This is a genomic window from Marinobacterium rhizophilum (genome assembly GCF_024397915.1).
In the GTDB taxonomy this organism is placed as follows: domain Bacteria; phylum Pseudomonadota; class Gammaproteobacteria; order Pseudomonadales; family Balneatricaceae; genus Marinobacterium_A; species Marinobacterium_A rhizophilum_A.
Map to the genome: position 1 here is coordinate 4,333,491 of NZ_CP073347.1, position 25,341 is coordinate 4,358,831.

Sequence of the window (25,341 nt, forward strand, 5' to 3'; positions counted from 1 at the left end):
TGAGCACCTCTTTTCATGCGTCTGCAATCAGTATGCATAGCAAAGCGCCTGAAGAAGGCTGGAGCCTTGAACTCGGTCTGGGTGCCCATGCCGGTGTTTCTTCAATCGACTATGCCGATTCCACGGCCCCCAGCCCCGCCAAGGAAGCAATCAACGGCGGCCTGGTCGGCTACTATACCGGCACGGTGACCGCTGACCCGAGTTATCGCTTCAATACCGCCAACCATGGCCCCTTTGAGCTCAAACTGCATAGTGCACTGAATCTGGACGATGCCTATCTGGACAATGATCAGCTTGATGAGCTGTCTATTGAGCTAAAAAGTGCTCGCTATGGCAACCTGTACCTCGGTGAAGACGATGGTGCGGCAGATCGGCTAAAACCCCGACAGTCAGGCCGTGTGGGCATTGCCGTGGGTCATGGGGCTTTTACCGGGGTCGTGCCCTGGTGGGGCAATCTGCCCTACGGTGGAGGCTTTGATCGCAGCAATGCCAATAGCTGGAACTGGGACTGGGCCAATGGCATTGTCGGCGGCGACTGGCGTTCGTTCTCGCGTGATACACAGGATGCCATCAAGATAGGGTATGAATCGCCGGAGCTGAACGGCTTCAAGTTTGGTGCCTCAATAAACCTGCAGGATACTTTTGCCGGCTTTGCCGGCCCCGGTACTGCGCCGAAGGGCCAGGACAGCTGGAGCGATCTCGGGCTCAAGGATGATGAGTTTGAACTCGCTGCACAGTGGAACGGCAAGACTGCCAGTGGCCTGCGGCTCAGTGCAGGGGTGGTGCACAGCTCGGTGCATGTGGTGAATGACGACATGCAGCAAAAAAGTACCGATATTGGTTTCCAGGTCGGCACAACGCTGGATTCCGGCGCGACGGTCAGCACCAGCGCCTACTATGCCTACGGAAACTACGACAATGATGTTGCCGACCGCCATGTTGAAGACGAACAACTGCATGTCGGCGTCGACTGGAACAAGGGCAAGTGGAAATTGGGCGTCAACTATACCCAGGCTTGGGATAGCTACAACCCGCCGGGCACGGCGTTACTCGGTGGCGGCGGTAACAAGGGCTACAGCATCGGTGCCAACTACAAGCTGGCCAAGGGCCTGACCCTGGGTGGCGGTGTACTCTACGCCGAGAATGATGCGGGCGAAGATGCCACCGAGGTTGGCCTCAACCTGACCTATCGATTCAAGACACTGGTGTACTAACAGCCTGAAACCCGCTTTCAGTACAGCAGATGTACCCTTCAAGTTGGGCAGGGCAGACTCACGGCGGATAAAACCGAAGCGAGGCCGCCTTGCTTTTTTGATTTATAGCGCCTGATCGGGAGTTGTGAACTTCGGGAATTCAGATCATAAGTGCGACACTCATGGTTCAGCGGCGAGAGGTAGCCAGCTTCTGACAGTGATTCGCTTCAGCTCAACAAAGCAGTTGCAGTATTTTAGCAAGCTGATTCAGTGGACGAACGGAATAGGATCCGCCTGATGATCATGGCTGTTGTGGCGAGTTGAACTAAAGGTGATGGCGTCGCAGGGCAGTCTCAGCCCCCGGGGTTCCGGGGGCTGGCTTCGCAGCAGGGCTTTACGATGAGCTGAAACCGGAAAAGGCTGCCTGGCTTACAGCTACGACTACAAGGTTGCGGAGTCGTCGGGAGTCGCTGACTCGGCGTCGCTGTCCGGGGTGAGCTCTTCCTGGATGTAGCGTTTAATGTGGCCCTGAATCTTGCGGCTGGTGATATAGGCCCAGGCACCCACCAGGGCGCCGGCTGCGCCGAAAATAATACGCCCTTGGGGTATGAGCAGCATTAGCAGCAACGTCAGCGCGATCGTAGTCATTAAACCGTACTTGCCGCGTTTACCTACGTTCTCTATCAGCTGCTCGGCATCGGCCCGGGTAACGACGCCTACGCCTGGCAGTTTCTGGCGTGGCGAGGCGTATTCGCGCTCGCGTTTTTTCTTCTGGCGCCCGAAAGGGTCTCTGATATTCATCGGCTGGCCTCTGTGATTGTTGGTGTTGAGAGAGCCCGTCACCAGCCCAGCTTGCAAAGGCATTCATGTTGCGTAAACAAGGTGCGAGTGTTAGGAACTCTTCTTCACCCACTCAGGCGTCTGTTACAGCAATCCCATGCGCTGGTCCGTGACTGATCGGGGGGGGGGGGCTTCCCGCCTGGCATCAGGACGTTTTCATCCGCCAGAAACGAAAAAAGCCAGCATTTCTGCAAGCCTTTTCTGACATATCTGTGCGGTCGTGGCTGGAAAAGCACAAGCAAGACGTCGAGGAGTCACTCCCGTCCTACTCGCCGGAACTGAACTCGGACGAGTATCTGAGCTGCGGCTTGAAACAGGGCATCCGTGCATCCTCACCCGCCCGAGCGGCTGGTGATCTGAAGAGCAAAGTCAGCAGCCACAAGCGGATGCTGCGAAAGAAGCCCAAGCGAGTGAAAAAGTATTTCGAACACCGGCATATCGCCTACGCGGCGTGAATGTATTTGTACGTCGGGTTAATATGCAGCGCTGGAGTAGGTTGATTGGTTTAACAATCGTCGCCTGCTTGAAGCTATAGGAGATGTATCCCCGGCAGAGAGAAATGGCGCACTATTGCCAACAGGGTAGGTCGGGTGAGAGTCTGCTAGACCCAAAAAAACTGTCTCTGGGCTTCCCGGGCGGTCTCTTGAGACTGTCTTTAATATTCAGGAAATGACCCGGCTCTGCCGGGTCTTATTAGAAAACTACCGTTTAGGCGTATGGCGATCAGTCGATGCTGGCATCGCCTGCATCGCCTGCATCGTCGCAAAGGTCGATCCAGATCGTCCTTAGCTGGGTGTACTGGACGTGGGCGTGGATGGTGTTATCACGACCGCCGAAACCGGACTGCTTGTAGCCGCCGAACGGCGTGGTGATATCGCCTTCGCCGAAGCAGTGACGGTTACGGTACATGTAGGGAATCTATTTGCCAGCCAGGTTAAGAGTTGCGACACGTCCAGCTGCAAGATCCCATGCACCTGTACCAACAGTTTTAAAAACAATAGGTCGGTCCAGGGATGGCTTATGCTTGAGAGCATCTGCGAGGTTACGTACACGGCCCCAATCGATCCCCGCTTGAATCAGGTCTCCCGCTTCTTCTCTGGCTCCCAGTGGGTCATCGACATAAATGTCACTGCCAGCCAGCGTGTGCTCACCGATCTCTGCCATCTCTGGTTTAAAGGCACCTACACCAATGATAAGCCTGCCTTTCAGTGCGTCTTCGTTATAGATGGGGCTCGTGCTGGTGGTCAGCATGATAACGACATCGGTGCCTTCGGGAATTTCTGATGGGTTGCAGGGGTAAAGGTTGGGGTTCTCCCCAGCGTGCTCCTTGCAAAATCGGTTAGCGGAATCGTGACTGAGACCACGCACAAATACTTCTGCTTTTGGGTAAATCTCGTGCAAAGCACGGACGTGGTAGATGGCTTGTGTTCCGCTGCCGATAATTAACACGCGTTGTGGAGCCTGACTCATAAAAGTCTCGATACCAATCATTGAGACGGCGGCTGTCCTGCATCCTGTTACTTCGGGCCCATCCAGCAGGCAAAGCGGTTGACCGGTTGGAGTATCGAAAATGGTGACCAGGCCATAGATGGTGGGAAGCCCTCTTTTCCCGTTTGACGGTTCAACGTTTACAAGCTTGTGTACAGATATATCTTGAGCGGTTGCGGGCATGCTGAGCATGACCCCCGCATTAGGGCGTGGCACAACCATTCGTTCCGGGCTAACAATACCCCCTTCGCTGTATTCTGTAGCAGCCTGTTTAATGGCTGAGATAAGGGCAGGCATTTTTAACAGATTGCGGGTGGCCTGCCTGTCGTAAACCTTGAACCCCGGGTTTGGTGCTGATTCGTTCATGGTGTGTCCTAACTATGTTATTAAAGGGAGCGACACAAGGTATCGCCTGAAGGCTTATTCTTCTGTCGGGTCCGCGGACTGCGTGCCCTGGCGATGGCGCTTAACACGCGGCAGGAGTGATCCAAGGAACGGGGAAAACAGCATGACCAGCGCGATTAGAAGCATGATCAGAGTCAGTGGTTCCGTCCACAGGCCTGACCAGTCTCCGCCCGATAGCTGGAGCCCGGAGCGCAACTTCTGTTCGGCCATGGGGGCAAGAATGAAACTGATCGCCAGTGGACCCTTTGGGAATTTGCCCAGATCCAGCACGAAACCCAGCACCGCAAAGCCCAGGAGTACCCAGACATCCGCTACAGAATTGCCATAGGCAAAGCCTCCGATCAGGCAGAAGACGATAATCAGCGGGAAAAGCAGGAACTGCGGAATCTCACTGATCTTCGATACCCAGCGCACGCTTAGTATCATGACCAGGTACATCAGCACGTTCGATACGAAAAAGGCCGCCATCAGGATATAGACAATTTCTGCATTATTGACGAACAGAAGGGGCCCGGGCTGGACCGAATGAATAAGCAGCGCAGCCAGCAGCAGCACGTTATTGAGGCTACCCGGCAGGCCAAGCGCGATCAGCGGAATCATGGCGCCGCCGATGGTTGCGTTGTTTGCCGACTCAGACGCGACAATACCTTCCTCGCAACCGGTGCCGAAACGCTCGGGCGTTTTTGATACGCCCTTGGCTGCGGAGTAGGCCACCATTGAGCCGATGACCGCGCCGACACCGGGCAGAAGCCCTATCCAGGTACCGATAACGGAAGAGCGCAGCAGGTTGAGGCCATGCTGACGGTAATCGCGCAGCCCCATCAAGATGCCCTTTCTGCTCGCTTCAATGCTGCTGTTGCTCTTTGTACTCCCAAGCAGGATGTCACTGAACACGGTGCCCAGTGCAAACAGGCCGATGAACATGGGGACAGGGTCGATGCCGCCATTCAGCTCCACCAGGCCGAAAGTAAGTCGCGGCGTGCCGGATGAAGGATCAATCCCTGGCATCGCAAGCAGTGCACCGATGAGGGCCGCGGCGATGCCCTTGAGGAATGAGCCCTCGGTAATGATCGCGATCAGCACCAGTGCCATGACGATCAGGGCAAAGTAATTGAAGGCGGTGAATTTGGTCGCCCAGACCGAGAGCGGCTTGGTGAGCACGACCAGTGCGATCCACGAAATCAGGCCGCCGATAAAAGATGAGCCGATGCCCAGGCCCAGCGCTCGTCCGGGTTTGCCGGCCCTGGCCATCGGATAGCCGTCCAGCGTGGTCATGATAGCCGCCTCAGTGCCGGGCATCTTCAGCAGCGTTGCAGTGATCAGGCCACCACTGATTGCGCCTATGTAAATCGAGATCAGCAGTACGATAGCCATCTCTGGCGTCATAAAAAAGGTGAGCGGCAGGCAAAGGGCGATCAGCATGGTCCCGGTCAGGCCGGGAATTGCGCCGACAAAGACACCCGCGGACACGCCCACCAGCATCAACGCGAGGGCGGCGGGGTGGAGTGTAAAAGCGAAAGCGGTTAATAGGCCTTCCATATTGTCACCACAGAGTTGGAAGATCGACAAAGAAGAACCGGGTAAAGATCCATTCGACTCCGAAGCCAAGGATTAATCCGGTGATGAGGGCGCGAACTGTACCCTGGGCCCGATGGGGCATGGGCAAAAGCGACGCCGAGGCCACAACGAAGGCGGTAGTCATCAGGGATACCGGTAGGCGCAAGGTAAACATGCCCAGGATATAGATTGCCACGAAAACCAGCATTACAAGGGTGCGGCCCAAGTCCGAGAGCTGAAAAGCTGCCGACGTTTCCGCCTCCATGGGTTTAGGCCGCAATTGCGGCAGCAAGAGTACGAGGATTCCGACCAGCAGGAGCAAAACGGACAGCCCCTGTGGTATGGCTTTGGAACCCAGCGTATCGAACGAGAAACTGGTTATTTTCTGTGCTTCGAGATAACCGACAAGACCAAGCGCAATCATTAGCAGGGTCACAAGGGTCTCAAGTCGTCTGGCCATGGGGCGGTCTCCTCAAGTTATAAGGTGAGGCGGGGTATCAGGCGGCGTACCGGGCGCCGCCTGATACCCCGGCTTTACTTCGCGGTTGCCTGCTTGGCCACGGGGCCGATGAGTGCGGCCTGTTCGTCCAGGTAAGCGGCGAAGGCGTCGCCACGCAGGAATTCCGGTGTCGTCAGCGAGTCATCATAGAAGGCCTTGATTCGATCGGTCTCGCTGGCTTGCTCGAGAGCGCTGGCGAAGGCTGAAACGACCTCGTCCGGGGTGCTCTTGGGGGCTAGCCAGTAGTTGCCAAAGCAAAAGCTGACGTCCACGCCCTGCTGTTTGGCTGTGGGTACGTTTGGCAGCCGCGGGTCTGTTGTATCCGCAAGCAGGGCGATCGCCTTCACCTGGCTGTCTTCGGCCAGTTCTCCGTCTTTGGTCATGGTGAAATTGCGCGCACCGGCTGCCCCGACCGATGCAACGGCCGTCTGTCCGCCGGTCAGGGCGGCAAAGTTGTCGGCCGAGCCGCCTACCTGGGCAAAGCGGAATTTAGCATCAGCGGTATTTTCCAGTAGGATGCCGGACATGTGATTCAGCCCGCCGATATTGACGCCAAAGGGGATGCTGCCGGAATCCTTGCTGGCTGCCGCCAGAAGATCGTTCAGGTTGTCATAGCCTGAGTCCTTGCGTACCAGAATGGCCATGCAGTTGACTCCGGTCAGCGCCACCGGCTTGTAGTCCTTGTAGCCGAAATTGATGATACCGGCGGCCTCGGCGCCCAGCAGCCCGGTTTCATGTACGAGGAACTCGTAGCCGTCGGGTGCTGCGTCCATGACACGGCGCGCACCGACTGAGGAATGGCCGCTGACGTTGACCACCGATACGGGCTGACCGAGCAAGCTGTTCTCTTCAATGGCGGCCGCAAAACTGCGCGCGACCAGGTCGGATGAACCGCCGGCCTTGAACGGCACGACAACGCTGATCGGGCGGGACGGCCAGCCCTGTGCCATGGTTGGGGCGGCGCAGAGGGCGGCGAGTGTCAGGCTTAAAAATGCTTTTGTGAGGGTCATAATGGTTTCTCCATTTGTTTTATTTTATGTACAGGAATCAGGCGGTGCCGAATGTCGGAGCCGATTGATTCTGTACGCTGGCACCTGTTTTCAGGTCGGGTAGATCGTGATCGGCCGGACTCAGGGCCGAGGTTGGAGGGGCGAAGCCAAGGCCGGCCCTCTGGTGAAGCTGCAGTTTCCCGTCGACTGGCTGGCGCTCTGTTTCGGGCACACAGTCGAACAGACCCTGGTGCAGGGTGTGCAGCTCGACATGTGCGACAGACGCATGTCCGCGGGCCAGTTCAAGAGCCGCAGCCTCCGCCAGCCAGGTTGATGAGCATTGCAGGGATACGGGGACATCATAATCCCGGCCGAGCTGCATAAGCCGTCGGGCTGCGGTGATGCCGCCGACCGCAACGGGTGAGAATTGCAGCACGCCGATGGCGCCTTGCTGCAGCAGGGCCTGGAATATTTCGTACCTTGATTCCGACTCGAACACCATGACCGGCATACCGCAGTCACGGTTGAGCCAGCGCATCGATGCCCAGTCCTGTACCGGGAAGGGTGCCTGCACGGCCTCGACCCCGAGCTCCTGCCAGATGGGCAGCCAGGCCAGTGTTTTTGCGCGGTCGAGGCTATAGACCGCATCCACGATAAGTCCGGCCCTGAGGCCAATGGCTGCCCGAACCGCTCGCATCCGCTCGACATCCTGTTCAAAGGGCAGGGCACCAAACTTGATTTTTACTCGGTCATGGCCCTGCGCAATCAGTCCGGACATTTCGCCAGAAAGTCGCTCAACGGTATCGTTGACCCGGTACAAGCCGGCGCTGGCATAGACAGGAACCGTCGTCTGCAAGGGATCCGTTGCGGCGATGGCGCCCAATGGCAACGCTGCGGCCTGGGCGATCAGGTCATGCAGTGCAATGTCGATGCCCGAGAGCGCTGATGCCATCATCCCGTGTCGACCGGTCAGTGAGGTCCTTTCCCAGAGCTCTGACCAGAGCGCAGTCGGGCTTTCGATCTCGCGGTTCAGAAGCAGAGGCCGTACTTCGGTCTGAAGGAAGCGAATCAGCGGATCGGCGGAGGTGTCAAAACACCAGCATTCCCCCCATCCCTTGCGACCGTCTGCGTCAGTGAGGCGAAGCAGGACCGACTGCTTGCGATGCCATAACAGGCGGGGATTGTAGGTGTGCCCGCCCAGAGGAACTGTCAGCAGGAAGATATCGAAGGAGGTAATTCGCATAGTCCTAAAGCCCTAAAAATGTCTTATAGGACAATTTATATCTCTAATGTCTTTTTTTTGCAATATTGGCAGGTAGGTATTTTTTTAATACATTAGGCGCGAGCTGAGACATAATATGTCACGTGCAGAGCAACCCAGTGCAAACAGGACAGACTTATGGATACCGATTCCGATACGATGCGCCTCGCGGGGCGTATCAAGGCCCTGCGTCAGTCCAGGGGATTGACGCTGGTTGAAGTAGAGAAGCGCTGCGGGTTGGGGGCGTCAACCGTATCCAAGATCGAACGCGGTACCATATCTCCAAGCTATGCCACGCTTTTGCGACTGGCCAAGGGTCTGGATGTTGATCTCGCCGAGCTGGTGCAGCAAACAACGGACATCGGGCCCAAAACCCGCCGTGCAATCACGCGTATGGGTGAGGGCGTGCTCCACTCGATCGGGTCGCATGACTACCGATTGCTTTGTACCGAGTTGACCAGCAAAAAGATGAATCCGATGCTTGCAACCGTGCATGCCCGCGAGCTGAAGGAGATCGTCGCGACGGGGGATCGCAAAAACGGCATGTCTTCCCATGAGGGTGAGGAAGTCCTCTTTGTGGTGTCCGGTGAGGTTGTTCTGCACACGGAATTTTATAGCCCGGTACTGCTGAAGCAGGGCGACTGTGCGTATATCGATAGCTCAATGGGCCATGTCTGTCTGAAAGGCTCGGAGGAGGATGCTGTCATCTTTTGGGTCTGCACCGACCTTTCCCTCAAGCCTGAGTTGGAGTGAGGGGCAGTCACTTCTATGCCTTTTGGAGTTAGATCTGTCGCGAGACGATGGTCTTGTCGCGTTCGAGCAGCGAATGGCCTTGTTGCGATGATCTTGCGCTGGAAAAGACAGTCGGGCTGGAGCTACCGCGTAGCGGAGTCGTCGGGCGTCGCTGACCCGGAGTCGCTGTCAGTGCTTAGCTCTTCCTTGATATAACGCTTAACGTGGCCCTGAATCTTGCGGCTGGTGATATAGGCCCAAGCACCCACCAGGGCGCCGGCTGCGCCGAAAATAATACGCCCTTGGGGTATGAGCAGCATTAGCAGCAACGACAGCGCAATCGTAGTCATTAAACCGTACTTGCCGCGTTTGCCTACCGTTTCTATCAGCTGCTCGGCATCGGCCCGAGTGGTGATGCCTGCGCCTGGCAGCTTCTGTCGCAGCGAAGCGTATTCGCGCTCGCGTCGTTTCTCTTGGCGTCCGAAGGGGTCTCTGAAGTTCATCGGCTAGTCTCGCGATTGTTGGTTTTGAGAGAGCCCGTTAGCAACCCGGCTTGCAAGTAGTCTCTCGCCGCGTAGGCAAGGTACGGGTGTTTGGAGCCCTTCTTCAGCCACTCTGGCGTCTATTGCAGCAACCCCGCGTGCTGGTTCGTGACGGACAGGGTGCTGCCTGACATCACGACGTTTACATCCGCCAGAAACGAAAAAAGCCTGCATCGCTGCAAGCCTCTTCTGAGATGGTACCAGTGGCCGGACTCGAACCGGCACGCTTTTAAGGGCGGGGGATTTTGAATTTCATGTCGCTATATTATTACCTGTAGTTACAGTTACTTAGGTGATAATATGGCGAAGTCTACATATGGATCTACATTTTTTAATGCAAAAGGATTTGCACCCATGGATAAAGAATCACTGATTCTGCGTATTTTGAACATGCACCCATCGCAGTATGAATCACTGCTTGCACAGCTGGAATCAACCGAAAAAACCTCGGAATCTGATGCCTCAAAGAGCATCAAAACAGAGCGTGTGAAGGTTGACGATACCTTGTCTCTATATCGTCAAAGGCACAAAACGAAATATTGGTCAGCACGTATTGTCTTGGATAGCCAAGGCCGTAAAGAAGAAGTACGGTTCTCTACAGGTAAATCGTCTGTTGAGGCGGCAGGTGTGAAGGCCATCGAGGAACGCTTCAAATTGATCGGTAAAATAGAAGCTGGCTACTCTATAAAGATAGGGGCGAATCTGCTTTTCAAGGCTATTGCGTCCAAGGTTATTGAGGAGATGGAAGCAGTTGTTGCTGACCCCACTGTCAAGAAAACGACATATAAAAGTTATATTTCTCTGCTGAAGCAGCATATCATCCCTTTTTTCGGTGACACAAACATAAAAAACATCGATTATCCGATGATTGTTGAATATTTTGAACAGACTACAGTGAAATCCAAATCTCAGATCACGATGCAAAAGACGAGCATTGGTAAGGTTTTTGAGTATGCGGTTAAGAAGCGCCTGATCGATCAACTGTCAGTGCCGAAGTTTCCCAAAGTCATTACTGTCAGTGACCCAGATTATCGTGTTGAGCCGTTCAGTGAGCACGACCTGAAGGTACTTAATGATAACTACCCGAGCTTTATACGGGCCGGGAGGAAAGAGCAAACGAAGCACTACCGCAGGGCTTTTCAGCACTATTTTTCGTTCTTGCTGTCAACGGGCGTCCGTCCTGGGGAAGAGCCTAAAGGTATTCGATTCAAGGATATCAGTAAGCATCAAGATGCAGAAAGTGGAAATTACTATTACGTGATCAAGCTGCACAAAGGAAAAACTCAAAAGAGAAACATAAAATACCGGCAAATTGCGATTGATGCGACGGCCGTTAAGTCCATCGAGGCGGCAGCTAAAGAACTAAATGGTTTTGTGGTTGAGGAGCGTATTGATTGGCTCATCAAAAATTATTCTGAGAGATTTGTTTTCAAAAGCTATCGTTATAACGCCTTTCCTTCATATGATAGAATTTTTAGCCAAGAGCAGTATCTCGGCTATGTTGCAGATAAATTGCACCATCAGAACTATAAGCCTTACAGTTGTCGGCATACATACATTAACAATCAGCTGGCCGCAGGTGTTGCACACAACGATATTGCCGAGCATTGTGGTAACTCGATTCAAGTGATCGAGACGCACTACAAAAGAGCGAAGCTGATGACCAAAGCGCCATCACACATTGCGGGCAACATCGTCGATTATGAAGATGCTCTCGGATTGCCAGGCTTTGTTGAGCTTGTAAAGAGTAAGTTGGAGAGTGGTGTACACGTATTCGGGCCGCCAAAAAAGTGATCTTGCCCAGTAGCAGTGGACACACCGTTAAGGTAGGCAGTGAATTCAGATAATAAGTGCGACACTCATGGTTCAACGCCAGAAGGACGGTATTCAAGCTATAGCATGAAAGCCAATTGCGGAACAGAGTCGTATACTTCCCGCATGAAATGAACCAGGGGTGCTCCTGCAACCCTGGCCTGACGCGAGGGAACCGCACAATGCCCATCACCCCCAAAGCCATCTTTAAGCAAGCAGGCCTCGCCAACGTCAGCCTCCTCCGGCACAAAGACACTCGGGCCAAACGCAGCCACTCACCCTACGATCTGTGCGTGACAACCGGGAGCAGTTCGATCTATACCAATCCGGACCGTCGCAAACAGCGCCAAGCTTAGCGCTCCGTACTGTGTGCTGTTTGTTACGGCCACCAGTGATCTATATATAAACCATGATAGGTAGTTATGGTTTATATATAGATCATTCTCTTGACACGGCTGCACGCAGCCTGAATAATGGTCCATATAAAGATCATAGAATACTCCTGTGATCCATATGAGAATCGTAGGCGGGGAATAACATGCCAAAATCCATCACACGAACCTACTCTCGGTACACGCAGGATGCCATTCACCTGCTTGCGAGCCTGATCCGCGAAGCCCGTCTTGAGCGCAAGATGACCGTTCAGGAAGTGGCTGACCGTGCCGGTATCTCCCGAGGCTTGCTTCAACGCATCGAGAAGGGCGACCTGAAGTGCGAAATTGGCGCAGTCTTTGAGGTGGCCGCCATCGTGGGCATCCCCCTTTTCAACATGCACGAGCACGCAACCCTGACCCATCAACTGCAACAGACGCAAGCCAAGCTGGCGCTGATGCCAAAATCGATCCGCAAGCCGACAAAGGTCGTGAAAGATGACTTCTAAAAAAGAGAAAGAGGCGTTCGTCTGGATATGGCTTGCGGATGAAACGGAGCCGGTGGTGGCCGGTCGATTGGAGGCCGACAACGGTCGCCTTCTATTCAACTACGGTCGCAGCTATCTGGAGCGTGTGCATGACATGTCGCCAGCGATTCCGATTTATGAGCCCGAGTTACCGTTAAAGTCCGGCGTGATCCCCCCCTTGCCCGGCCTGTCGATACCCAGCAGCATTCGTGATGCCGCGCCGGATGCATGGGGACGTCGGGTGATCATCAATAAAATATTAAGCTTGAAACGCAAGGATGTCGATACAGCGGAGCTGGATGAGCTGACCTATCTGCTGGAGTCCGGCTCCGACCGTATTGGCGCGCTGGACTTCCAGCGCTCACCAACAGAGTACATCCCCCGAGCGGCCCAGACTGTCAGCATGGAGGAGCTGCTCGAATCGGCAGATCGGGTCGAAAAAGGTGTCCCCTTGACACCTGAACTGGATCAGGCGCTGTTCCACGGCAGTTCGATTGGCGGTGCCAGGCCCAAGGCCTCGATTGAAGATCAGGGCAAGAAGTACATTGCCAAGTTCTCCTCTAGCACCGACCTCTATGATGTGGTGAAGGCCGAGTTCATCGCCATGAGGCTGGCCGCACACGCAGGTTTGAAGGTCGCGCCGGTTCTACTCAAGCGAGTGGCCAACAAGGATGTTATCTTGGTCGAGCGCTTCGACCGCCTCGGAAGCGAACAAGGCTGGAAACGCCGGTCAATGGTATCGGCCCTGACGATACTCGGTCTTGATGACATGATGGCACGGTACGCGAGCTATGAGACCTTGGCGGAAATCATCCGCCATCGCTTCACCGATCCGAGAGAAACCCTGAAGGAGTTGTTTTGCCGACTTGTCTTCAATGTCCTGTGTGGCAACACCGACGATCACGCCCGCAACCATGCAGCGTTTTGGGATGGGCAGCGGCTGACGCTGACGCCGGCCTACGACATCTGTCCGCAGGGCCGTACCGGCAACGAGGCCTCACAGGCCATGCTGATCCATGACAACCACAATCTAAGTCAACTCAAGACCTGCATTGAAGCGGCGCACCACTTCCTACTCTCAACAGAAGAGGCGCGAGCCCTATGCGAAGCGATGATGAATGCAATTGAAACGCATTGGCGAGAGGTCTGTGATGAGGCCGAACTGAATGAGCTAAACCGGAACTTGCTGTGGGGCCGCCAGTTTCTGAACCCCTTCTCGATCATCTTTTAACATCCTCCCAGTCCTCGCTTCGCCTCAGCTGTCGTTGGAAAGGACGGGAATTGATCAACAGGGGTTGCGCGGTCGCCAACAGGTTCCTGCTTCATCAAGGCGGGCGACTCAGGTCTGGGACGGGGAGGGCGTAGCCCCTTGGTACTATTCGCCCATCCGGGCGGAGATGTTGAACACAGCGGTTATACTTCCCGCATAATATGTCTCAGGGCACGAGGGAACCGCACAATGCCATCCACTTCAACACCACCTTCACCGAAGCAGGCCTACCTCTGGCCGACGTCCGCCTCATTCGCCACAAAGATTCTCGGGCCAAACGCGGCCGTTCGCCCTATGAACTGTGGCGCGACAACCGGGAGCTGTTCGAGTGGTACCAATCCACTCAGACCTTCGCAAACCGCCCCAGGCTCAACGCCCCGTACTGGGCCGCCTTTGTCGCCAACCACGCAGACGAAACCATGTTCGCCGGGCTCTATGCCGTTCGGTATCGGGGCCTGCTTGAGAAGGACACGCCGATGCCGCATATGGACGGTATTGATGTGGCAGGAAGTTGTGATGTGTACGACCTCACACTCCAGGAAACGCTGAGTGACCTGGTCGGCCGACTCTTTATCGATTGGGGGAAGGGCGCTCTGGCGTGGGTGCAGTATGCCAGTCGTCAGAACAAGCCAATCGTCCAGCTGACCCGAGAGTTCCAGGAACCCGAATTCCCTGGCTTCCTCAACTTCATGGAGCCCTTATCGAAACTCGATCGATTGCCAGCTAGTTGGATTACTAGTTTGAAGTCAGCGCGGGGAGTCTATCTGCTCACCTGTCCGAAAACCAAGGAGCAGTATGTTGGTTCGGCTACCGGGGAGACCTTGCAGCTACTCATTGAAGATGTCGCGTCCAAGTGTGGGCTGACACCTCTAAAGCATACGCAAAAGTGCCTTCGATTTTCTTTGAACGATCGCTTCCGAGAAGAAGTGGTCCACATCGCGCGCGATACGTTTGTCGGGGCTCCTTTCCTGGTGATTGTCTTGCGGCCGGACTTCAGCCTTCAAAAGGAAAATGTGTTGAATACTCTATCTGACGTCACAGTCCACCTGTCAGATGGTAAGCGTGAGCTTTACAACAGTAATTTCGGACAGGCATACAAGAACAAGCTCATGGCAAAAGGTGATCATTCTGCGGCCTTTGGGCATGGATGGGAGGTGTCGATTGAAGAGGGCTTCGATACCTTGGCCGAATTCCTCGTGACCATCAGCTGGTCCAAGGCGGCTTAAGTGATTTCAGCCTGATTCCTGTACGCGGGAATCAGGCTCAGTGATCAAGGAAGGTGAATCATGAACGAGTTCAACCTGACGCAACATGCGGAAAAGCGCAGCCAGCAACGCGCCATCCCTTTACCAATGCTGGATATCCTCTACCTCTACGGCGAAGAGGTCCCACAGAAAGGTGGAAGTCACCTCCTTCGGCTGAATAAGCGATCGATCAAGACCATCCGCCGTGATCTCAAGTCGGTCCTGGATCATCTGGACTCGTTGGCATCGATATACGCCATCGAAGGCGACGACGGCGCGATGATTACAGTCGGGCACCGGTATTAATGGTCCAGTTCAGTAGACACAGGAGGCATGGACAGGGGCTCGATTGTTATCGGCTATCCTTTGAGTAAAAGAGGAGGGCAGAACAATGTCAAAAGGCAACAGCGGTTCGAAAGACGGTGGGAGCAAAAGCGGCGATCGTGGTCCATCGAGTCACCCCGGCCCCGGTGGTAACTGGCCAAGTACGACTCCGAATGCATCCGGTGGTGGGCGGGGCAATGCGCCGTCGAAAGGCAAGTGAATTCATAGGTCTGCCGGTGCATTGAGTACCGACAAACTTAACCTGATTGCCATCCTTGGCATACCCCACCAACAGGAAAACTCTGACGACACTGAAGCTCAAAAAGCGGACACTGAAAACTGATGATAACCGGACAATCTACGTTGATGAAAAGCGGTCAAACTACGGTGTTGCTGGCAAGCCGGCCGGCCATTAAAAGTCTTGTCTGGGAGCTGTGGAGTATACGGATTACCACACGTACCATCAGCACCTACCTGGCCCGCCGGGGTTTTACGCCGCAGAAGCCCGCCAAGCAAGCCTACGCGCAACGAAGCAAAGAAGTGCAGCACTGGCTGGATAATACGTATCCCTTTATCAAAGCCCGGGCGCGGCTGCACAATGCCGAGGTCTTCTGGGGTGATAAAACTGGCGTGCGTAATCAATGCCAGCACGCACAAGGGTTTGCGCCGAAAGGCAACACTCCCGTGGTGAAGGCGAATGCAAAGCGGCTGTCGGTCAACATGATTTCGGCGATCATGAACCAGGGCAAAATCTGGTTTATGGTCTATCAGGAGACGATGACGGCCAAGGTCCTGATCCGCTTCGTCAAACGGTGATAGCGTCATCACATAAGAAGGCCTTTCTGATTCTGGACAACCTGCTTTTGCCATCATGGCCATCTCGTTCGGTCGTGGCTGGAGAAGCACAAGCAGGAAATCGAGGTGTTCTACCTCCCGTCCTACTCGCCGGAGCTGAACCCGGATAAGTACCTGAGCTGCGACTTGAAACAGGGCATCCGTGCTTCCTTACCCGCCCGAACGGTTGATGATCTGAAGTGAAAAGTCAGCAGCCATATGAGGATGCTGCAATATAAGCCTGAGCGCGTGAAAAAGTACTTCAAACATCGCCATATCGCTTATGCGGCGTGAATGTATTTCTCGGCCAGGTTAATAATGACTCAGCACTTTCCTCTTGAAATGTATTAATAGTCTATATGCTTTATTGCTTTTTATGTCGATTTATATGATGCTATTTATTTGATTTTTATTGCTTTGTTTTTTAAGCTTCTTTTGGGTTGGTTTTTTGTTTTATATGGGGCTGTTTTCGCGGAGTGAGTATCCGTCAAATTGGCTCGTTATAATTAGGGGTTTTTATATATTTTTCAGATGGCATGGATGCCATTTTTTGAATTGTCGGAGACGGATTTTTGGCTGGTTATCAATTTATTCACTATGAGGCATATGGATCAAAAGGGACGAGTAAGAAGCGTAGTTTGATGTCAATTGCACGGGAAGCCGAGCGGGTTCCGTATAGCCACCCGCATGTCAAGTCGCCGCTAAAACCCGAGTACTTACTGGGTACCTCCTTCGTCGCTGTGGCAGAAAAAATATCGATAGCGGCAGGTGCGAGCACCACCTTGCATGGCGGCAAAAAGCGCAAGGTTAGAGCTGATGCCAATACAGGTATTGGACTTATCGCCAGCTATCCTTTGTCTGTCGCGGATCTGGAAGCGTTGCCGGACGAGCAGAGACAGCTGCGTCTGGCAGAGATACGTGAATGGGCAGAAGACTCCATTGCATTTGTGCAAAGCGAATTTCCCGGACGCGTTCAGGTTGCGGCATTGCATTGGGATGAGAGCCATCCGCATATTCATATACTTGTGGGGGCGACTGAGCCCTGCAATGATTTCAAACAGCTGCATAAAGGTGAGCTGGCCCGCCGCGTTGCACAGGGGAACGACCGCACCGGACGAGGCAAGAAAGCGGGTAATGATGCATACAAGGCTGAGATGAGAAGGTTTCAGGACCGATATCATCAGGAAGTTGCCGTGCACTACGGCCAGGCCCGTATAGGGCCGCGGCGCCAGCGGCTGACGCGTTCGCAGTGGCAGTGTGAGCAAGCAAAAGCGGAAGCCCTGGCTAATGCAAAGCGGCAGGCCGAAATCGTGGATCGGCAAGCAGCCCAGGTCCTGTCGGATGCCCAGGAGCAGGCTACATGGCTCGTTGAGGCGACTCAAGACGAGGCCCGGTTGCAGGCTGCGCGCATTTCACAAGAGAAAAAGCAGGCTGAAATGCTTCGTCAACAAGCCGAGACGGACGCGCGAATCGCGGCTCAGGCGCGCCGGATGGCGGAAGATGCCAAGGTAGCCGCCCAGGGATTGTTGAAAAAATTCAAACCGTATGAAACTTTGGGCGGTCGCATACTTGGCCTGTTGGGTCTTAAAAAACTGTTCGAGCGACGTGCAGAGAAGCGCTGGCGGCGCAAGACACAGCAACTGCACGCTCAGGTTGACCGCCTCAGCGCCGTTGCGAGCAATGTGGATGTGATCAGTCGCGAACGCAAGGATGCTATACGGGCATTGAATGCCCTCAAAGGAGCGTTGCAGGCACCAGTCGATGTTCAGGCTTTTCCTAATGCACACGAAGCCGCCATGGCTCGATTGAGCGAATTACAACGCTGCCTGAGCTCCGCGTCGAGTCATCTGGAATTAGCGAATGCGCTGCACAGCTATGTAGATCAGGTGATGCTGGTAGCACATGCCCGACTGGGCAGCCCTGTGGAGTATGCTACGGATGCGAAGAGGCAGCTGTAGAGCAGCCTCGCTATCGGCTAGTTTGGTGGGGTACCCGTTATGGTTTGACGATGCCACGGAGGACTTTTCTTTGCGAGGTGTGTCAGCCCAACGCCAGGGTCCACGCCGAGCGCTTCGCAGTACTGCACATACTCGTAGACATTGAGCTTGCGCTGCCCAAGTTCCACTTTGCTGACAAACTGAAAGGGTTCGTCCAGCCGTGCAGCCAACTCCCGCGTCGTCAAGCCTGCGCCTTCGCGGGCATCGCGTAGCCAGCGAATCAGGTCTTCGTAGCGCGTATTGTGTATCGTTTTAATCATTGTCCCTATTTTAGAGACATGATACATTGTCCCCAAATTAGGGACGAGTGGGATTAGAATGCATCATCTCCAATCAAATCAACGCGTTGACAGCTTAAAATATTTTTTCATTGCTGATGCGTTGATCGCATGCGAAGCCAACTGGCATTTATACGATCCTCCGGCATGTTCGATTGCGTTTAGCGATGAATTTATGCCGACGGGACAGTTTCTGGATCATGCGTTGGATCTGTGCGAAACGGCTGGCTTGGCAGGGTGCTCAATTGCTAAGTGTTCCTGTAGTAGCAAGCACAAGAATAGAGACCGAGTCATTTACTACAAGATCCCGCCGGAGGTTTCACGGCCCGATATTGAAGACATTTTGATTGGTGAAGAAGGGGGAGATATATTTAAATCTAATCCGCTTTTAACATTATATCTAATTGATATAATCATGCATGATATTTTTCGGTTAGCTGTTCAGGATGCTCAGAAAGATTTGAATTCTTCGGACCTGGGTAGCCGAGAGTTTCCTGATTTCACAGATAGGCCATATCTGCTTAAAAACACTATAAACTACAGAGCGCTGCATTTCCTTCTGCGTTATTCGATTGGAGAAATCTATGGGATTTTTTATGACTGGATCGTCTTCGGTCATGTGAGCTTCACAACGCTGTGTGAAGGGTTGCGTACAGATATGACGGATATATTATGCAATCTTCGGGCGCCTCATCCATCCTGTTCTGAGTTTTCCATACATAGACTCTCAATTTTTGTTAAGGTCTTTATGAGTCGGTGGCTGTATGTTGTGAACGGCCGGGAGCTCTCCTGTTTCAGGCTTTCTAGCATAATGAAGTAATGGGGCACCTCGAAAAACCTGGCGGGCCGGCAGTTCCCTTGAGTAAAATCGACAGGGCCTGGCTCCGTCATGGACCGCCAGCAATGAAGAAGCCACGCAACGCCATCAAGACCGATCTGTTTGTCACCAACCAGCACGGCGAGAGGATTTGACCGCCTGGGTGACCCGCCTGGCCGAGATCAATCTGTACATCGACTTTTTCTCGCTGGCCGCTGCGGCGGGTCTGTCGCGCCACATCCGGTCAGCTTGAAAGACGGTCGGCCGCCCGTTTCCAACTAAAACGATGGCGCGGATACTGGTGCTAAAGCTGGTCTACAACCTGTCCGACTGTAAACCTCCCCTAAAACCGGCTCAGCGCCGGCAGAAGGGTCTGGGGGTGTCACTTGGACTCAAAATCATGGCAAAAGCCACGTCGGTTATAAACTGTCGGTCCATGTAGGCAATCGCTAAAAAGTCATCCGTGAATTTAAGACCGACACCGCCTCGGTGCATAACAATCGCCGTTTCGAGCAGGTGCCTGACCCCTACAACGCCCGCCGGGATGTCTATGTCAATCGCGGTTATGCCAGCCAAGCGCGGGACACGAAACTCTAGCAGAGCGGTAACCGCCCCTAAATCCAACGCAAAGGCGCGCGCAACCGGCCATTATCTGAGTGCCAGCTGCGGCGCTATTACGGTATAGTCAAGACCCGCCCCCGCGTCGAGCATGTGTTCGGCGCGGTCTGAATCAACGGTTAATCGAAGTGCCCTTCAGTCAGAGCCTTTGCCCGTTTCAGTGTTTGACATAATAATACTTTCCAGTTCTAGGGACTTGGGATGCCGCAGGTGCGGATGAAAGGATAGTATTTCTTGAGGCGAATAACCTGACCGCAGATAAGGCAGGGCAGCGCTGTGCAGCACGAATTGATGTCCCGGTCCTTGTAGCTTGTATGTTGAGTTTGACGTGTGGACAATCGGAAGGGCGATTTTGCTAATCAACGATGTACAAACATAATGACCTCGTTCGAATCGGCGCTTGTAATCTGTATCGACGACCCCCCACAGAATTTTACCTTCAGGATTTTTATCGTGAATCTCGACAACACTCCAGTTGTTTACCGTGCAATCGATAATCGTAGGAGTCTCACGAATTGGAGCACTATTTGATTCTTGAGCCTTTTTGTTGCTTACGTCATTATGCTTGGCTTCCGCTTGCATAGCAATGCGTACGACAAGACCATGGGGGGGATGTCCTTTTGCGAGCAACTCCGAAAAACTAAATGGTAACGTAATTTCACTTCCCTCTCCAATCACTCGATACAGTGAGTTTTTAGTCTGTATCAATTGACTCTCTCCCGGATTTTCATCTGTGATAAATTGAATTGGTGATGTTATGACAAAGCGCAATGGGTTATCAATTGGCTCTCCCCAGACGACTGTCATCGTGACAACGCCTTCCTCGTTCGTAAAACTCACGTGAACCCAGTTTTTCAGTGTTCTTTTTACTTGTGTTTTCTCTTTCATCGCCTGCGTCGCCTCTTTTCTGAACTTTTCCATCCGACTTTTATTATTACTACCGTAGTGAAGGCTGAATGGCAACCAAAATAGAATTGAGATCATTAATAATAAAAGTTTAAAATTGATGGTCGTTAAGATGTTTAATTGAGCTGAATGACTTTGGTCGTTTATATCAATTGAGTTGAAGTCATAAAGTGATTTAATTGGCCGCTGTTCTATCGATATTACGGTGATGTATTTGGATGCTACTGTTCGGCGATATTAAATCGGTAGCAAAATGCCGATATTAAGTTAGGCCCCACGGATGGAAAACATAGACCTCAGAACTTTGTCTGCCGAGGCTTGTAAAGAGATCCGGCGGGCAGCCGTACGCATGTACAAGAAAGACCGCCGCAAAAGTGACATTGCCGTCACGCTCGGTCTGTGCAGAACCAGCGTCGGCGAGTGGGTCAACGCCTACGAGAAGCAAGGTGTGGCGGCGCTGAATGAGTCAGGTCGTGGGCGTCCGGTTGGCACCGGCCGGTCGTTGACGCCAGCACAGGAGGCTCGGATACGGCGTGACATTGTCGATTACACGTCTGATCAGCTGAAGATGGACTTCGCCCTCAGGAGTGCGCAGGCGGTCAGGTCACTGGTCCAGCACTATTTCAGTATTGATATGCCGGTACGCACGGTTCGCAGCTATCTCACACGCCATGGCTTCACCCCCCAGCGACCGCTTAAGCGGGCCTATGAGCAGAAGCCCGAGTGGGTGCGGCAGTGGATGACCGAAGCGTCCCCGGCCATTGCCGAACGCGCCAAAGGCGAAGGTGCCGAGATCCAGTGGGGCGGTGAGACGGCAGTATTCAGCGTCGAGCACTACCCACGCGGCTATACGCCGAAAGGCAAGACACCGGTGCTTGTTTTGTCGAAATCCATACGGGAGCGGATCAATCTCATCGATCAGCAACCAAGTGAAAGTCAGGTTCATGCTGTATAAGACCGTTGCAGGTCGCAGGTGATGATCAAGTTCCTGGCGCGCCGGAATCAAGGCCTTCTGATGCCGCCGAGGGTCGAATGGCGCCATGCCGGCGTGATACGAGCGCCGAACCCGCATCAATTTGATGTGACGCACCGTCGTTCGTTGGGGAATTAAGCCTGTTCCTGACGATAAGATTTATTCGGTTTTTCGGTTTAGTCTAAATCAACGTTTAATTGAGGTGCCTGAATTATGTTTTAAGGGCTGTAGAGAAAGGTTAAACCCATTAACTATTCTGGATATTTATTTTAAAAATTAATGAGCGTACGCAGGATAGGTTAGGCTAAAAAGAGGATGTCGATTTTCGCTTTTTCGGTGCTTATAAAATCAAGACCGAGTGACCGACTATGTCTTACTACGAACTGCGTTCTCCGTAAGACTCCGCGGCCAGGGGTAAACCCCTTGGATCCCCTTTATTGATGGCAATTAAAAGGCACTGGGGTGCTACGGTCATGGGGTTCGAAAATCTTAAAGGATGGCGTCGGAAAGTTCTCGGCCGGGACTAGCGGTGTAACATGGCCGCTCCGGCTTCCGGGCGAGACATGTGAATATCACTAAGGTTAGGGGCGGCTTATGAGTTGCCTCATTAAAAAGCTGTATATACGGAAGCAATCCTGCACTAGCATTCAAGCTCAGAGCCTTGCAATATGGGAGGAGACCATATAATGGATTAATCATCCGATTTCTGAAGGATTTGGCGTGTGGGTCGAGAAGGTGATGATGCGCCAACAGCTAATGATAAGCCTGTTGGCGCATCACGGCACACTATAGGGTACCTCAGAAACGCTGATATCTAAGCCAAAATATATCCGTAACTTTTTAAATGGCTTGGCTTGGTTTGTAATAAATTAGGTTTTTCGAGGTCCCCTACAGCCCTCGATGCTATTTCATCCATTCAACCAGTAGCAGCGTGATACTCGGGAAGAAGACCAGCAGCAGTAGACGAATCAGATCGACGCCTATAAAGGGCACCAGCCCTTTGTAGATGTCTTTAAAGGCAACGTTTGGCAAAGTTGCTTTCAGTACAAATACGTTCATTCCGATCGGCGGCGTAATCAACGCGATTTCCGTGACCACGACCACGATGATGCCGAACCAGATGAGATCGAAGCCGTTGGCCAGAACGATGGGTACGAACAGCGGTACGCAGATCAGGATGATTGCCAGTGAGTCCATGACGCAACCGAGTACAAGGAAAACGGCAAGAATGGCAAAGATCAGCTGGTAGGAGCTGAGGCCTGAGCTCTCGACCATATCCAAAAGCCCTTCGCCGAGCCCTGAAAATGCGATGAGTTTGGCGAACATCATGGCACCGAACAGCACCGTGTAGAGCATCACCGAGGTGAATGAGGCTTCCAGGAAGATGTGCTTGAAATCTGCCCAGGTCATGCGCCGCTGCAACAGGGATATCAGCAGGGCAAAGCCCGCCCCCATGCCGGCCGCTTCCGTGGCGGTGAATATCTTGGCGTAGATGCCGCCAATTATGAGTACGAAGAGCAGACAAAAGGGCCAGACGCCCTTGAGCGCGCTGAGTTTCTCCTGTGCGTCCGATTTTTCGCCTTGCGGTGCATCGCCTGGACGCAGGATAGCCACAACGTAGATCGCCAGCATATAGAACGCGAGTCCCATCAGGCCGGGAAGCACGCCTGCGACGAAGAGGTGGCCAATGTTGGTTTGGGTCAGGATGCCGTAGATCATCAAAATGATTGATGGCGGTATCAGAATCCCCAGCGTTCCGCCGGCTGCAATCGATGCCGCCGCCAGCGAGTCCGAATAGCCGTACTTTTTCATGCTCGGATAGGCCACTTTCGACATGGTCGCCGCTGTTGCCAGACTGGAGCCGCAGACCGCACTGAACCCCGCGCAGGTCACCATGGTTGAGAGCGCCAGACCGCCTTTGACGTGGCCGAGGTAAGCATTGGCTGCCCGGAACAGATCTGCGGAAATGCCAGTCCGCGACAGGATATTTCCCATCAGAATGAACAGCGGTACCACCGCAAGCTCGTAGGAGAAGACCGCCTCGGAGATGGTCATCGAGATCATCGTCAAGGCTGCGCTGAACCCCAGTTCCAGGCCGATACCCGCAATCGAGACGGTCAGTAGCGCAAATGCCAGCGGCACGCGCAGGAAAGCGAGCAGCAATACAGTTACGAGGGCGACAAGGCCGGTTATCATAGTGCGTCCTCCGGGTGAATATCGCTGCTCTGGCTGGGTGCCAGAACGCTGGCCAGTGCGCTGATCAGGCAGCTCAGGCTGATCAGTGCATAGATGTAGCTGCGCGGTATCAGCAGCTCCTGACTGACCTCCTGGATCTCGCTGGCTTCAATCGCAGCCAGTGCGAACTGATAGCTAATCAGCAGCAGCGTCAGCGAGATCAGCACACAAATCAGCCCCCGCCACCAGCGCATCGCATCGGTCATGATGAAGCGGTCGAACAGGTCCACCGACAGGTGTCCGCGGGCAGATGTCAGCAGCGGCAGGCCGCAAAATATGATCACCGCCATCATGTGCTCGGTAATGTCGTGTGCGCCGTAGATTGGCAGATTGAAAAAGCGGCGTCCGATGACATCTGCAAAGGTCAGCAGCACCATGGACAGCAGCGACAAAATCAGTAATGCCTCAATGCTGCCGCGGATGCGATGAATAAGTGAATGCATGATTTTTTCCGATAATAGCCCGAGTATTGCACCAAGCGCGCGATCATCGCGAAACCTGATGCAGCACCGGCATTGCATGATCAGTGGCGCTGAAAAGGGCTGCCGCTGCGACAGCCCGCCAGTTTATTCACCGGTCAGTTCAAGGTAACGCTTGCGATGGAAGTCGACCATCTCCTTCGGCTGATCGACACCAAAGTCGGCGCCCTGCGCAGCCCATTCCTGCATCAGGTTGTCTCGCACCGAACGAATCTTCTCAAGTAGCTCGGGCGAGGGAGCAGAAAATTGATGACCCGTCTCTTTCAGACTGGCGGTGGCGTTATCGATCTGGCGTTTGAACTCCTGTCCCCAGAGCTGAGCGAAGGCTGCGCCTGAAACTTTGTTTATTGCCTGACGATCTTCTTCTGACAGCTTTTTCCACTTCCGCTCGTTCATCACCAGATAAAAAGTACCATCATAGAAACCGCCCGGAATCAGGGTGTGATGCGGCAGCTGCTCGCTCAGGCGGAAATTGACTACGGACTCCATCGTGTGCAAGGAGCCGTCGAGAACGCCGCCCTCCAGCAGTTCGTAGGCCTTGGTCGCAGGCGCCGCAATAGGCACAGCCCCCAGCTCTTCGATCAGGCGTTTCTGAATCGGACCGCCCATGCGGATTTTTTGGTTTTCCAGATCCTGCGGCGTAATAATGTCCTTGCTGCCGTGGTTGATTACGCCCGGGCCGAGCGAGCCGACCCCCAGCATCTGAACGCCGGCAAAGGTCGGATTGGTGCTGAGGTATTTCTGGTAGGTATCCCAGAGCGCAACTGAGGATGCCTCGGCGTTGTCACCATTGAACGGCATTTCGGCAAACCAGAGCGACTTGAAGCGATCCGGCTCATAGGTGAAATTCCCCCAGGTGATGTCGGCGACGCCTTTGCGCGCCAGTTCCCAGTGCTGCGCGGGACTTCCGACGGGCTTGGGCAGCACCCGTACCTTGACACGACCCTCGGTCACTTCCCCGACCTGGTCTGCCCACACCTGCAGGATATCTGTCATAACAAAATGGGTTGGAGGAACCCAGTTTGACATGGTCAGTGTCGTTGCCTGCGCGCTCAGCGCCAAGGTTGAGGTCAGGGCCGCTGCGCACAGGGTGCGGATGATTGTTTTTGTTTTCATTTTCACTCTGATCACCTTTTGATAGAAGCAGTTT

22 protein-coding genes and 2 pseudogenes are annotated in these 25,341 nt (G+C 53.8%); 11 read left to right on the forward strand and 13 right to left on the reverse strand.

The annotated features are described in order from the left end of the window. The first annotated feature begins 32 nt into the window (after nt 1-32). Nucleotides 33-1,214 carry a porin gene (locus KDW95_RS19555; protein ID WP_255853448.1) on the forward strand — a complete coding sequence of 394 codons (1,182 nt, stop codon included), beginning with the start codon at nt 33-35 and terminating at the stop codon, nt 1,212-1,214. Between the two features lie 420 nt (nt 1,215-1,634). Here KDW95_RS19555 and KDW95_RS19560 read toward each other — a convergent pair whose 3' ends face one another. The 7 genes and pseudogenes from KDW95_RS19560 to KDW95_RS19590 all read right to left on the reverse strand — a co-directional run bounded on the left by KDW95_RS19560 (nt 1,635) and on the right by KDW95_RS19590 (nt 8,214). Next, entirely contained in the window at nt 1,635-1,994 is a 360-nt protein-coding gene (locus KDW95_RS19560; RefSeq protein WP_255853449.1) for a hypothetical protein, read from the reverse strand. A gap of 762 nt (nt 1,995-2,756) precedes the next feature. Further along, a pseudogene (locus tag KDW95_RS19565) lies at nt 2,757-2,927 on the reverse strand (aldehyde dehydrogenase family protein); the annotation flags it as partial. Nucleotides 2,928-2,951: 24 nt separating this feature from the next. Further along, on the reverse strand, nt 2,952-3,887 hold the full coding sequence (gene lhpI, locus KDW95_RS19570) for a bifunctional Delta(1)-pyrroline-2-carboxylate/Delta(1)-piperideine-2-carboxylate reductase (protein WP_255853451.1): 936 nt from the start codon (nt 3,885-3,887) through the stop codon (nt 2,952-2,954). Nucleotides 3,888-3,941: 54 nt separating this feature from the next. After that, nucleotides 3,942-5,495, reverse strand: a complete 1,554-nt coding sequence (locus KDW95_RS19575; RefSeq protein ID WP_255853452.1) for a tripartite tricarboxylate transporter permease — start codon at nt 5,493-5,495, stop codon at nt 3,942-3,944. Continuing rightward, entirely contained in the window at nt 5,470-5,943 is a 474-nt protein-coding gene (locus KDW95_RS19580) for a tripartite tricarboxylate transporter TctB family protein (RefSeq protein WP_255853453.1), read from the reverse strand. Before KDW95_RS19580 ends, KDW95_RS19575 begins: the two co-directional genes overlap by 26 nt. A gap of 74 nt (nt 5,944-6,017) precedes the next feature. Next, nucleotides 6,018-6,992: a Bug family tripartite tricarboxylate transporter substrate binding protein gene (locus KDW95_RS19585; protein WP_255853454.1), complete on the reverse strand. Its 975-nt coding sequence runs from the start codon at nt 6,990-6,992 to the stop codon at nt 6,018-6,020. Nucleotides 6,993-7,029: 37 nt separating this feature from the next. Next, the gene (locus tag KDW95_RS19590; RefSeq protein WP_255853455.1) at nt 7,030-8,214 is read right to left on the reverse strand and encodes a mandelate racemase/muconate lactonizing enzyme family protein; all 1,185 of its coding nucleotides are present in this window, start codon (nt 8,212-8,214) and stop codon (nt 7,030-7,032) included. A gap of 156 nt (nt 8,215-8,370) precedes the next feature. On the opposite strand from KDW95_RS19590, the gene KDW95_RS19595 reads away from it, so the two are divergent. Next, on the forward strand, nt 8,371-8,985 hold the full coding sequence (locus KDW95_RS19595) for a helix-turn-helix domain-containing protein (RefSeq protein WP_255853456.1): 615 nt from the start codon (nt 8,371-8,373) through the stop codon (nt 8,983-8,985). Between the two features lie 122 nt (nt 8,986-9,107). Here KDW95_RS19595 and KDW95_RS19600 read toward each other — a convergent pair whose 3' ends face one another. Next, nucleotides 9,108-9,467 carry a hypothetical protein gene (locus tag KDW95_RS19600; protein WP_255853457.1) on the reverse strand — a complete coding sequence of 120 codons (360 nt, stop codon included), beginning with the start codon at nt 9,465-9,467 and terminating at the stop codon, nt 9,108-9,110. Between the two features lie 393 nt (nt 9,468-9,860). On the opposite strand from KDW95_RS19600, the gene KDW95_RS19605 reads away from it, so the two are divergent. The 7 genes and pseudogenes from KDW95_RS19605 to KDW95_RS19635 all read left to right on the forward strand — a co-directional run bounded on the left by KDW95_RS19605 (nt 9,861) and on the right by KDW95_RS19635 (nt 17,846). Continuing rightward, on the forward strand, nt 9,861-11,300 hold the full coding sequence (locus tag KDW95_RS19605) for an N-terminal phage integrase SAM-like domain-containing protein (protein WP_255853458.1): 1,440 nt from the start codon (nt 9,861-9,863) through the stop codon (nt 11,298-11,300). Between the two features lie 556 nt (nt 11,301-11,856). Further along, nucleotides 11,857-12,198, forward strand: a complete 342-nt coding sequence (locus KDW95_RS19610) for a helix-turn-helix transcriptional regulator (RefSeq protein ID WP_255853459.1) — start codon at nt 11,857-11,859, stop codon at nt 12,196-12,198. Continuing rightward, nucleotides 12,188-13,447 (forward strand): type II toxin-antitoxin system HipA family toxin, encoded by a 1,260-nt coding sequence (locus KDW95_RS19615; protein WP_255853460.1) that lies wholly within the window; start codon nt 12,188-12,190, stop codon nt 13,445-13,447. Before KDW95_RS19610 ends, KDW95_RS19615 begins: the two co-directional genes overlap by 11 nt. Before the next feature lie 200 nt (nt 13,448-13,647). Further along, nucleotides 13,648-14,712, forward strand: a complete 1,065-nt coding sequence (locus tag KDW95_RS19620; protein ID WP_255853461.1) for a hypothetical protein — start codon at nt 13,648-13,650, stop codon at nt 14,710-14,712. Nucleotides 14,713-14,772: 60 nt separating this feature from the next. Beyond that, the gene (locus tag KDW95_RS19625; protein ID WP_255853462.1) at nt 14,773-15,036 is read left to right on the forward strand and encodes a hypothetical protein; all 264 of its coding nucleotides are present in this window, start codon (nt 14,773-14,775) and stop codon (nt 15,034-15,036) included. A gap of 384 nt (nt 15,037-15,420) precedes the next feature. Then, nucleotides 15,421-16,092, forward strand: a pseudogene (locus KDW95_RS19630) (IS630 family transposase). 368 nt (nt 16,093-16,460) lie between these two features. Further along, a complete protein-coding gene (locus KDW95_RS19635) occupies nt 16,461-17,846 on the forward strand; it encodes a plasmid recombination protein (RefSeq protein WP_255853463.1) in 1,386 nt (461 codons plus the stop codon). A gap of 17 nt (nt 17,847-17,863) precedes the next feature. Here the strand turns inward: KDW95_RS19635 and KDW95_RS19640 are convergent, their stop codons facing one another. After that, the gene (locus tag KDW95_RS19640) at nt 17,864-18,145 is read right to left on the reverse strand and encodes a helix-turn-helix domain-containing protein (protein ID WP_255853464.1); all 282 of its coding nucleotides are present in this window, start codon (nt 18,143-18,145) and stop codon (nt 17,864-17,866) included. A gap of 58 nt (nt 18,146-18,203) precedes the next feature. Between KDW95_RS19640 and KDW95_RS19645 the strand changes: the two genes are divergently transcribed. Next, nucleotides 18,204-18,983 (forward strand): hypothetical protein, encoded by a 780-nt coding sequence (locus tag KDW95_RS19645; protein WP_255853465.1) that lies wholly within the window; start codon nt 18,204-18,206, stop codon nt 18,981-18,983. Between the two features lie 750 nt (nt 18,984-19,733). Here KDW95_RS19645 and KDW95_RS19650 read toward each other — a convergent pair. Continuing rightward, a complete protein-coding gene (locus KDW95_RS19650; protein WP_255853466.1) occupies nt 19,734-20,519 on the reverse strand; it encodes a hypothetical protein in 786 nt (261 codons plus the stop codon). Between the two features lie 334 nt (nt 20,520-20,853). On the opposite strand from KDW95_RS19650, the gene KDW95_RS19655 reads away from it, so the two are divergent. Continuing rightward, complete coding sequence (locus KDW95_RS19655) at nt 20,854-21,459, forward strand: winged helix-turn-helix domain-containing protein (protein ID WP_255853467.1); 606 nt, start codon at nt 20,854-20,856, stop codon at nt 21,457-21,459. A 921-nt stretch (nt 21,460-22,380) separates the two neighbouring features. Here the strand turns inward: KDW95_RS19655 and KDW95_RS19660 are convergent. The 3 genes from KDW95_RS19660 to KDW95_RS19670 all read right to left on the reverse strand — a co-directional run bounded on the left by KDW95_RS19660 (nt 22,381) and on the right by KDW95_RS19670 (nt 25,307). Next, entirely contained in the window at nt 22,381-23,673 is a 1,293-nt protein-coding gene (locus KDW95_RS19660; protein ID WP_255853468.1) for a TRAP transporter large permease, read from the reverse strand. Next, nucleotides 23,670-24,155, reverse strand: coding sequence for a TRAP transporter small permease (locus KDW95_RS19665; protein WP_255853469.1), 486 nt, complete (start codon nt 24,153-24,155; stop codon nt 23,670-23,672). The genes KDW95_RS19660 and KDW95_RS19665 overlap by 4 nt, the downstream gene beginning before the upstream one ends. 123 nt (nt 24,156-24,278) lie before the next feature. After that, nucleotides 24,279-25,307 carry a TRAP transporter substrate-binding protein gene (locus tag KDW95_RS19670; protein WP_255856542.1) on the reverse strand — a complete coding sequence of 343 codons (1,029 nt, stop codon included), beginning with the start codon at nt 25,305-25,307 and terminating at the stop codon, nt 24,279-24,281. Nucleotides 25,308-25,341 lie beyond the last annotated feature (34 nt).

Excerpts from the sequence above, each read along its gene's own strand:
- KDW95_RS19555 (WP_255853448.1), top strand. The coding sequence starts at position 33 with ATGCATAGCAAAGCGCCTGAAGAAGGCTGGAGCCTTGAACTCGGTCTG.
- KDW95_RS19560 (WP_255853449.1), bottom strand. The coding sequence starts at position 1,994 with ATGAATATCAGAGACCCTTTCGGGCGCCAGAAGAAAAAACGCGAGCGC.
- lhpI (WP_255853451.1), bottom strand. The coding sequence starts at position 3,887 with ATGAACGAATCAGCACCAAACCCGGGGTTCAAGGTTTACGACAGGCAG.
- KDW95_RS19580 (WP_255853453.1), bottom strand. The coding sequence starts at position 5,943 with ATGGCCAGACGACTTGAGACCCTTGTGACCCTGCTAATGATTGCGCTT.
- KDW95_RS19585 (WP_255853454.1), bottom strand. The coding sequence starts at position 6,992 with ATGACCCTCACAAAAGCATTTTTAAGCCTGACACTCGCCGCCCTCTGC.
- KDW95_RS19590 (WP_255853455.1), bottom strand. The coding sequence starts at position 8,214 with ATGCGAATTACCTCCTTCGATATCTTCCTGCTGACAGTTCCTCTGGGC.
- KDW95_RS19595 (WP_255853456.1), top strand. The coding sequence starts at position 8,371 with ATGGATACCGATTCCGATACGATGCGCCTCGCGGGGCGTATCAAGGCC.
- KDW95_RS19600 (WP_255853457.1), bottom strand. The coding sequence starts at position 9,467 with ATGAACTTCAGAGACCCCTTCGGACGCCAAGAGAAACGACGCGAGCGC.
- KDW95_RS19605 (WP_255853458.1), top strand. The coding sequence starts at position 9,861 with ATGGATAAAGAATCACTGATTCTGCGTATTTTGAACATGCACCCATCG.
- KDW95_RS19610 (WP_255853459.1), top strand. The coding sequence starts at position 11,857 with ATGCCAAAATCCATCACACGAACCTACTCTCGGTACACGCAGGATGCC.
- KDW95_RS19615 (WP_255853460.1), top strand. The coding sequence starts at position 12,188 with ATGACTTCTAAAAAAGAGAAAGAGGCGTTCGTCTGGATATGGCTTGCG.
- KDW95_RS19620 (WP_255853461.1), top strand. The coding sequence starts at position 13,648 with ATGTCTCAGGGCACGAGGGAACCGCACAATGCCATCCACTTCAACACC.
- KDW95_RS19625 (WP_255853462.1), top strand. The coding sequence starts at position 14,773 with ATGAACGAGTTCAACCTGACGCAACATGCGGAAAAGCGCAGCCAGCAA.
- KDW95_RS19640 (WP_255853464.1), bottom strand. The coding sequence starts at position 18,145 with ATGATTAAAACGATACACAATACGCGCTACGAAGACCTGATTCGCTGG.
- KDW95_RS19645 (WP_255853465.1), top strand. The coding sequence starts at position 18,204 with ATGCATCATCTCCAATCAAATCAACGCGTTGACAGCTTAAAATATTTT.
- KDW95_RS19650 (WP_255853466.1), bottom strand. The coding sequence starts at position 20,519 with ATGGAAAAGTTCAGAAAAGAGGCGACGCAGGCGATGAAAGAGAAAACA.
- KDW95_RS19655 (WP_255853467.1), top strand. The coding sequence starts at position 20,854 with ATGTACAAGAAAGACCGCCGCAAAAGTGACATTGCCGTCACGCTCGGT.
- KDW95_RS19660 (WP_255853468.1), bottom strand. The coding sequence starts at position 23,673 with ATGATAACCGGCCTTGTCGCCCTCGTAACTGTATTGCTGCTCGCTTTC.
- KDW95_RS19665 (WP_255853469.1), bottom strand. The coding sequence starts at position 24,155 with ATGCATTCACTTATTCATCGCATCCGCGGCAGCATTGAGGCATTACTG.
- KDW95_RS19670 (WP_255856542.1), bottom strand. The coding sequence starts at position 25,307 with ATGAAAACAAAAACAATCATCCGCACCCTGTGCGCAGCGGCCCTGACC.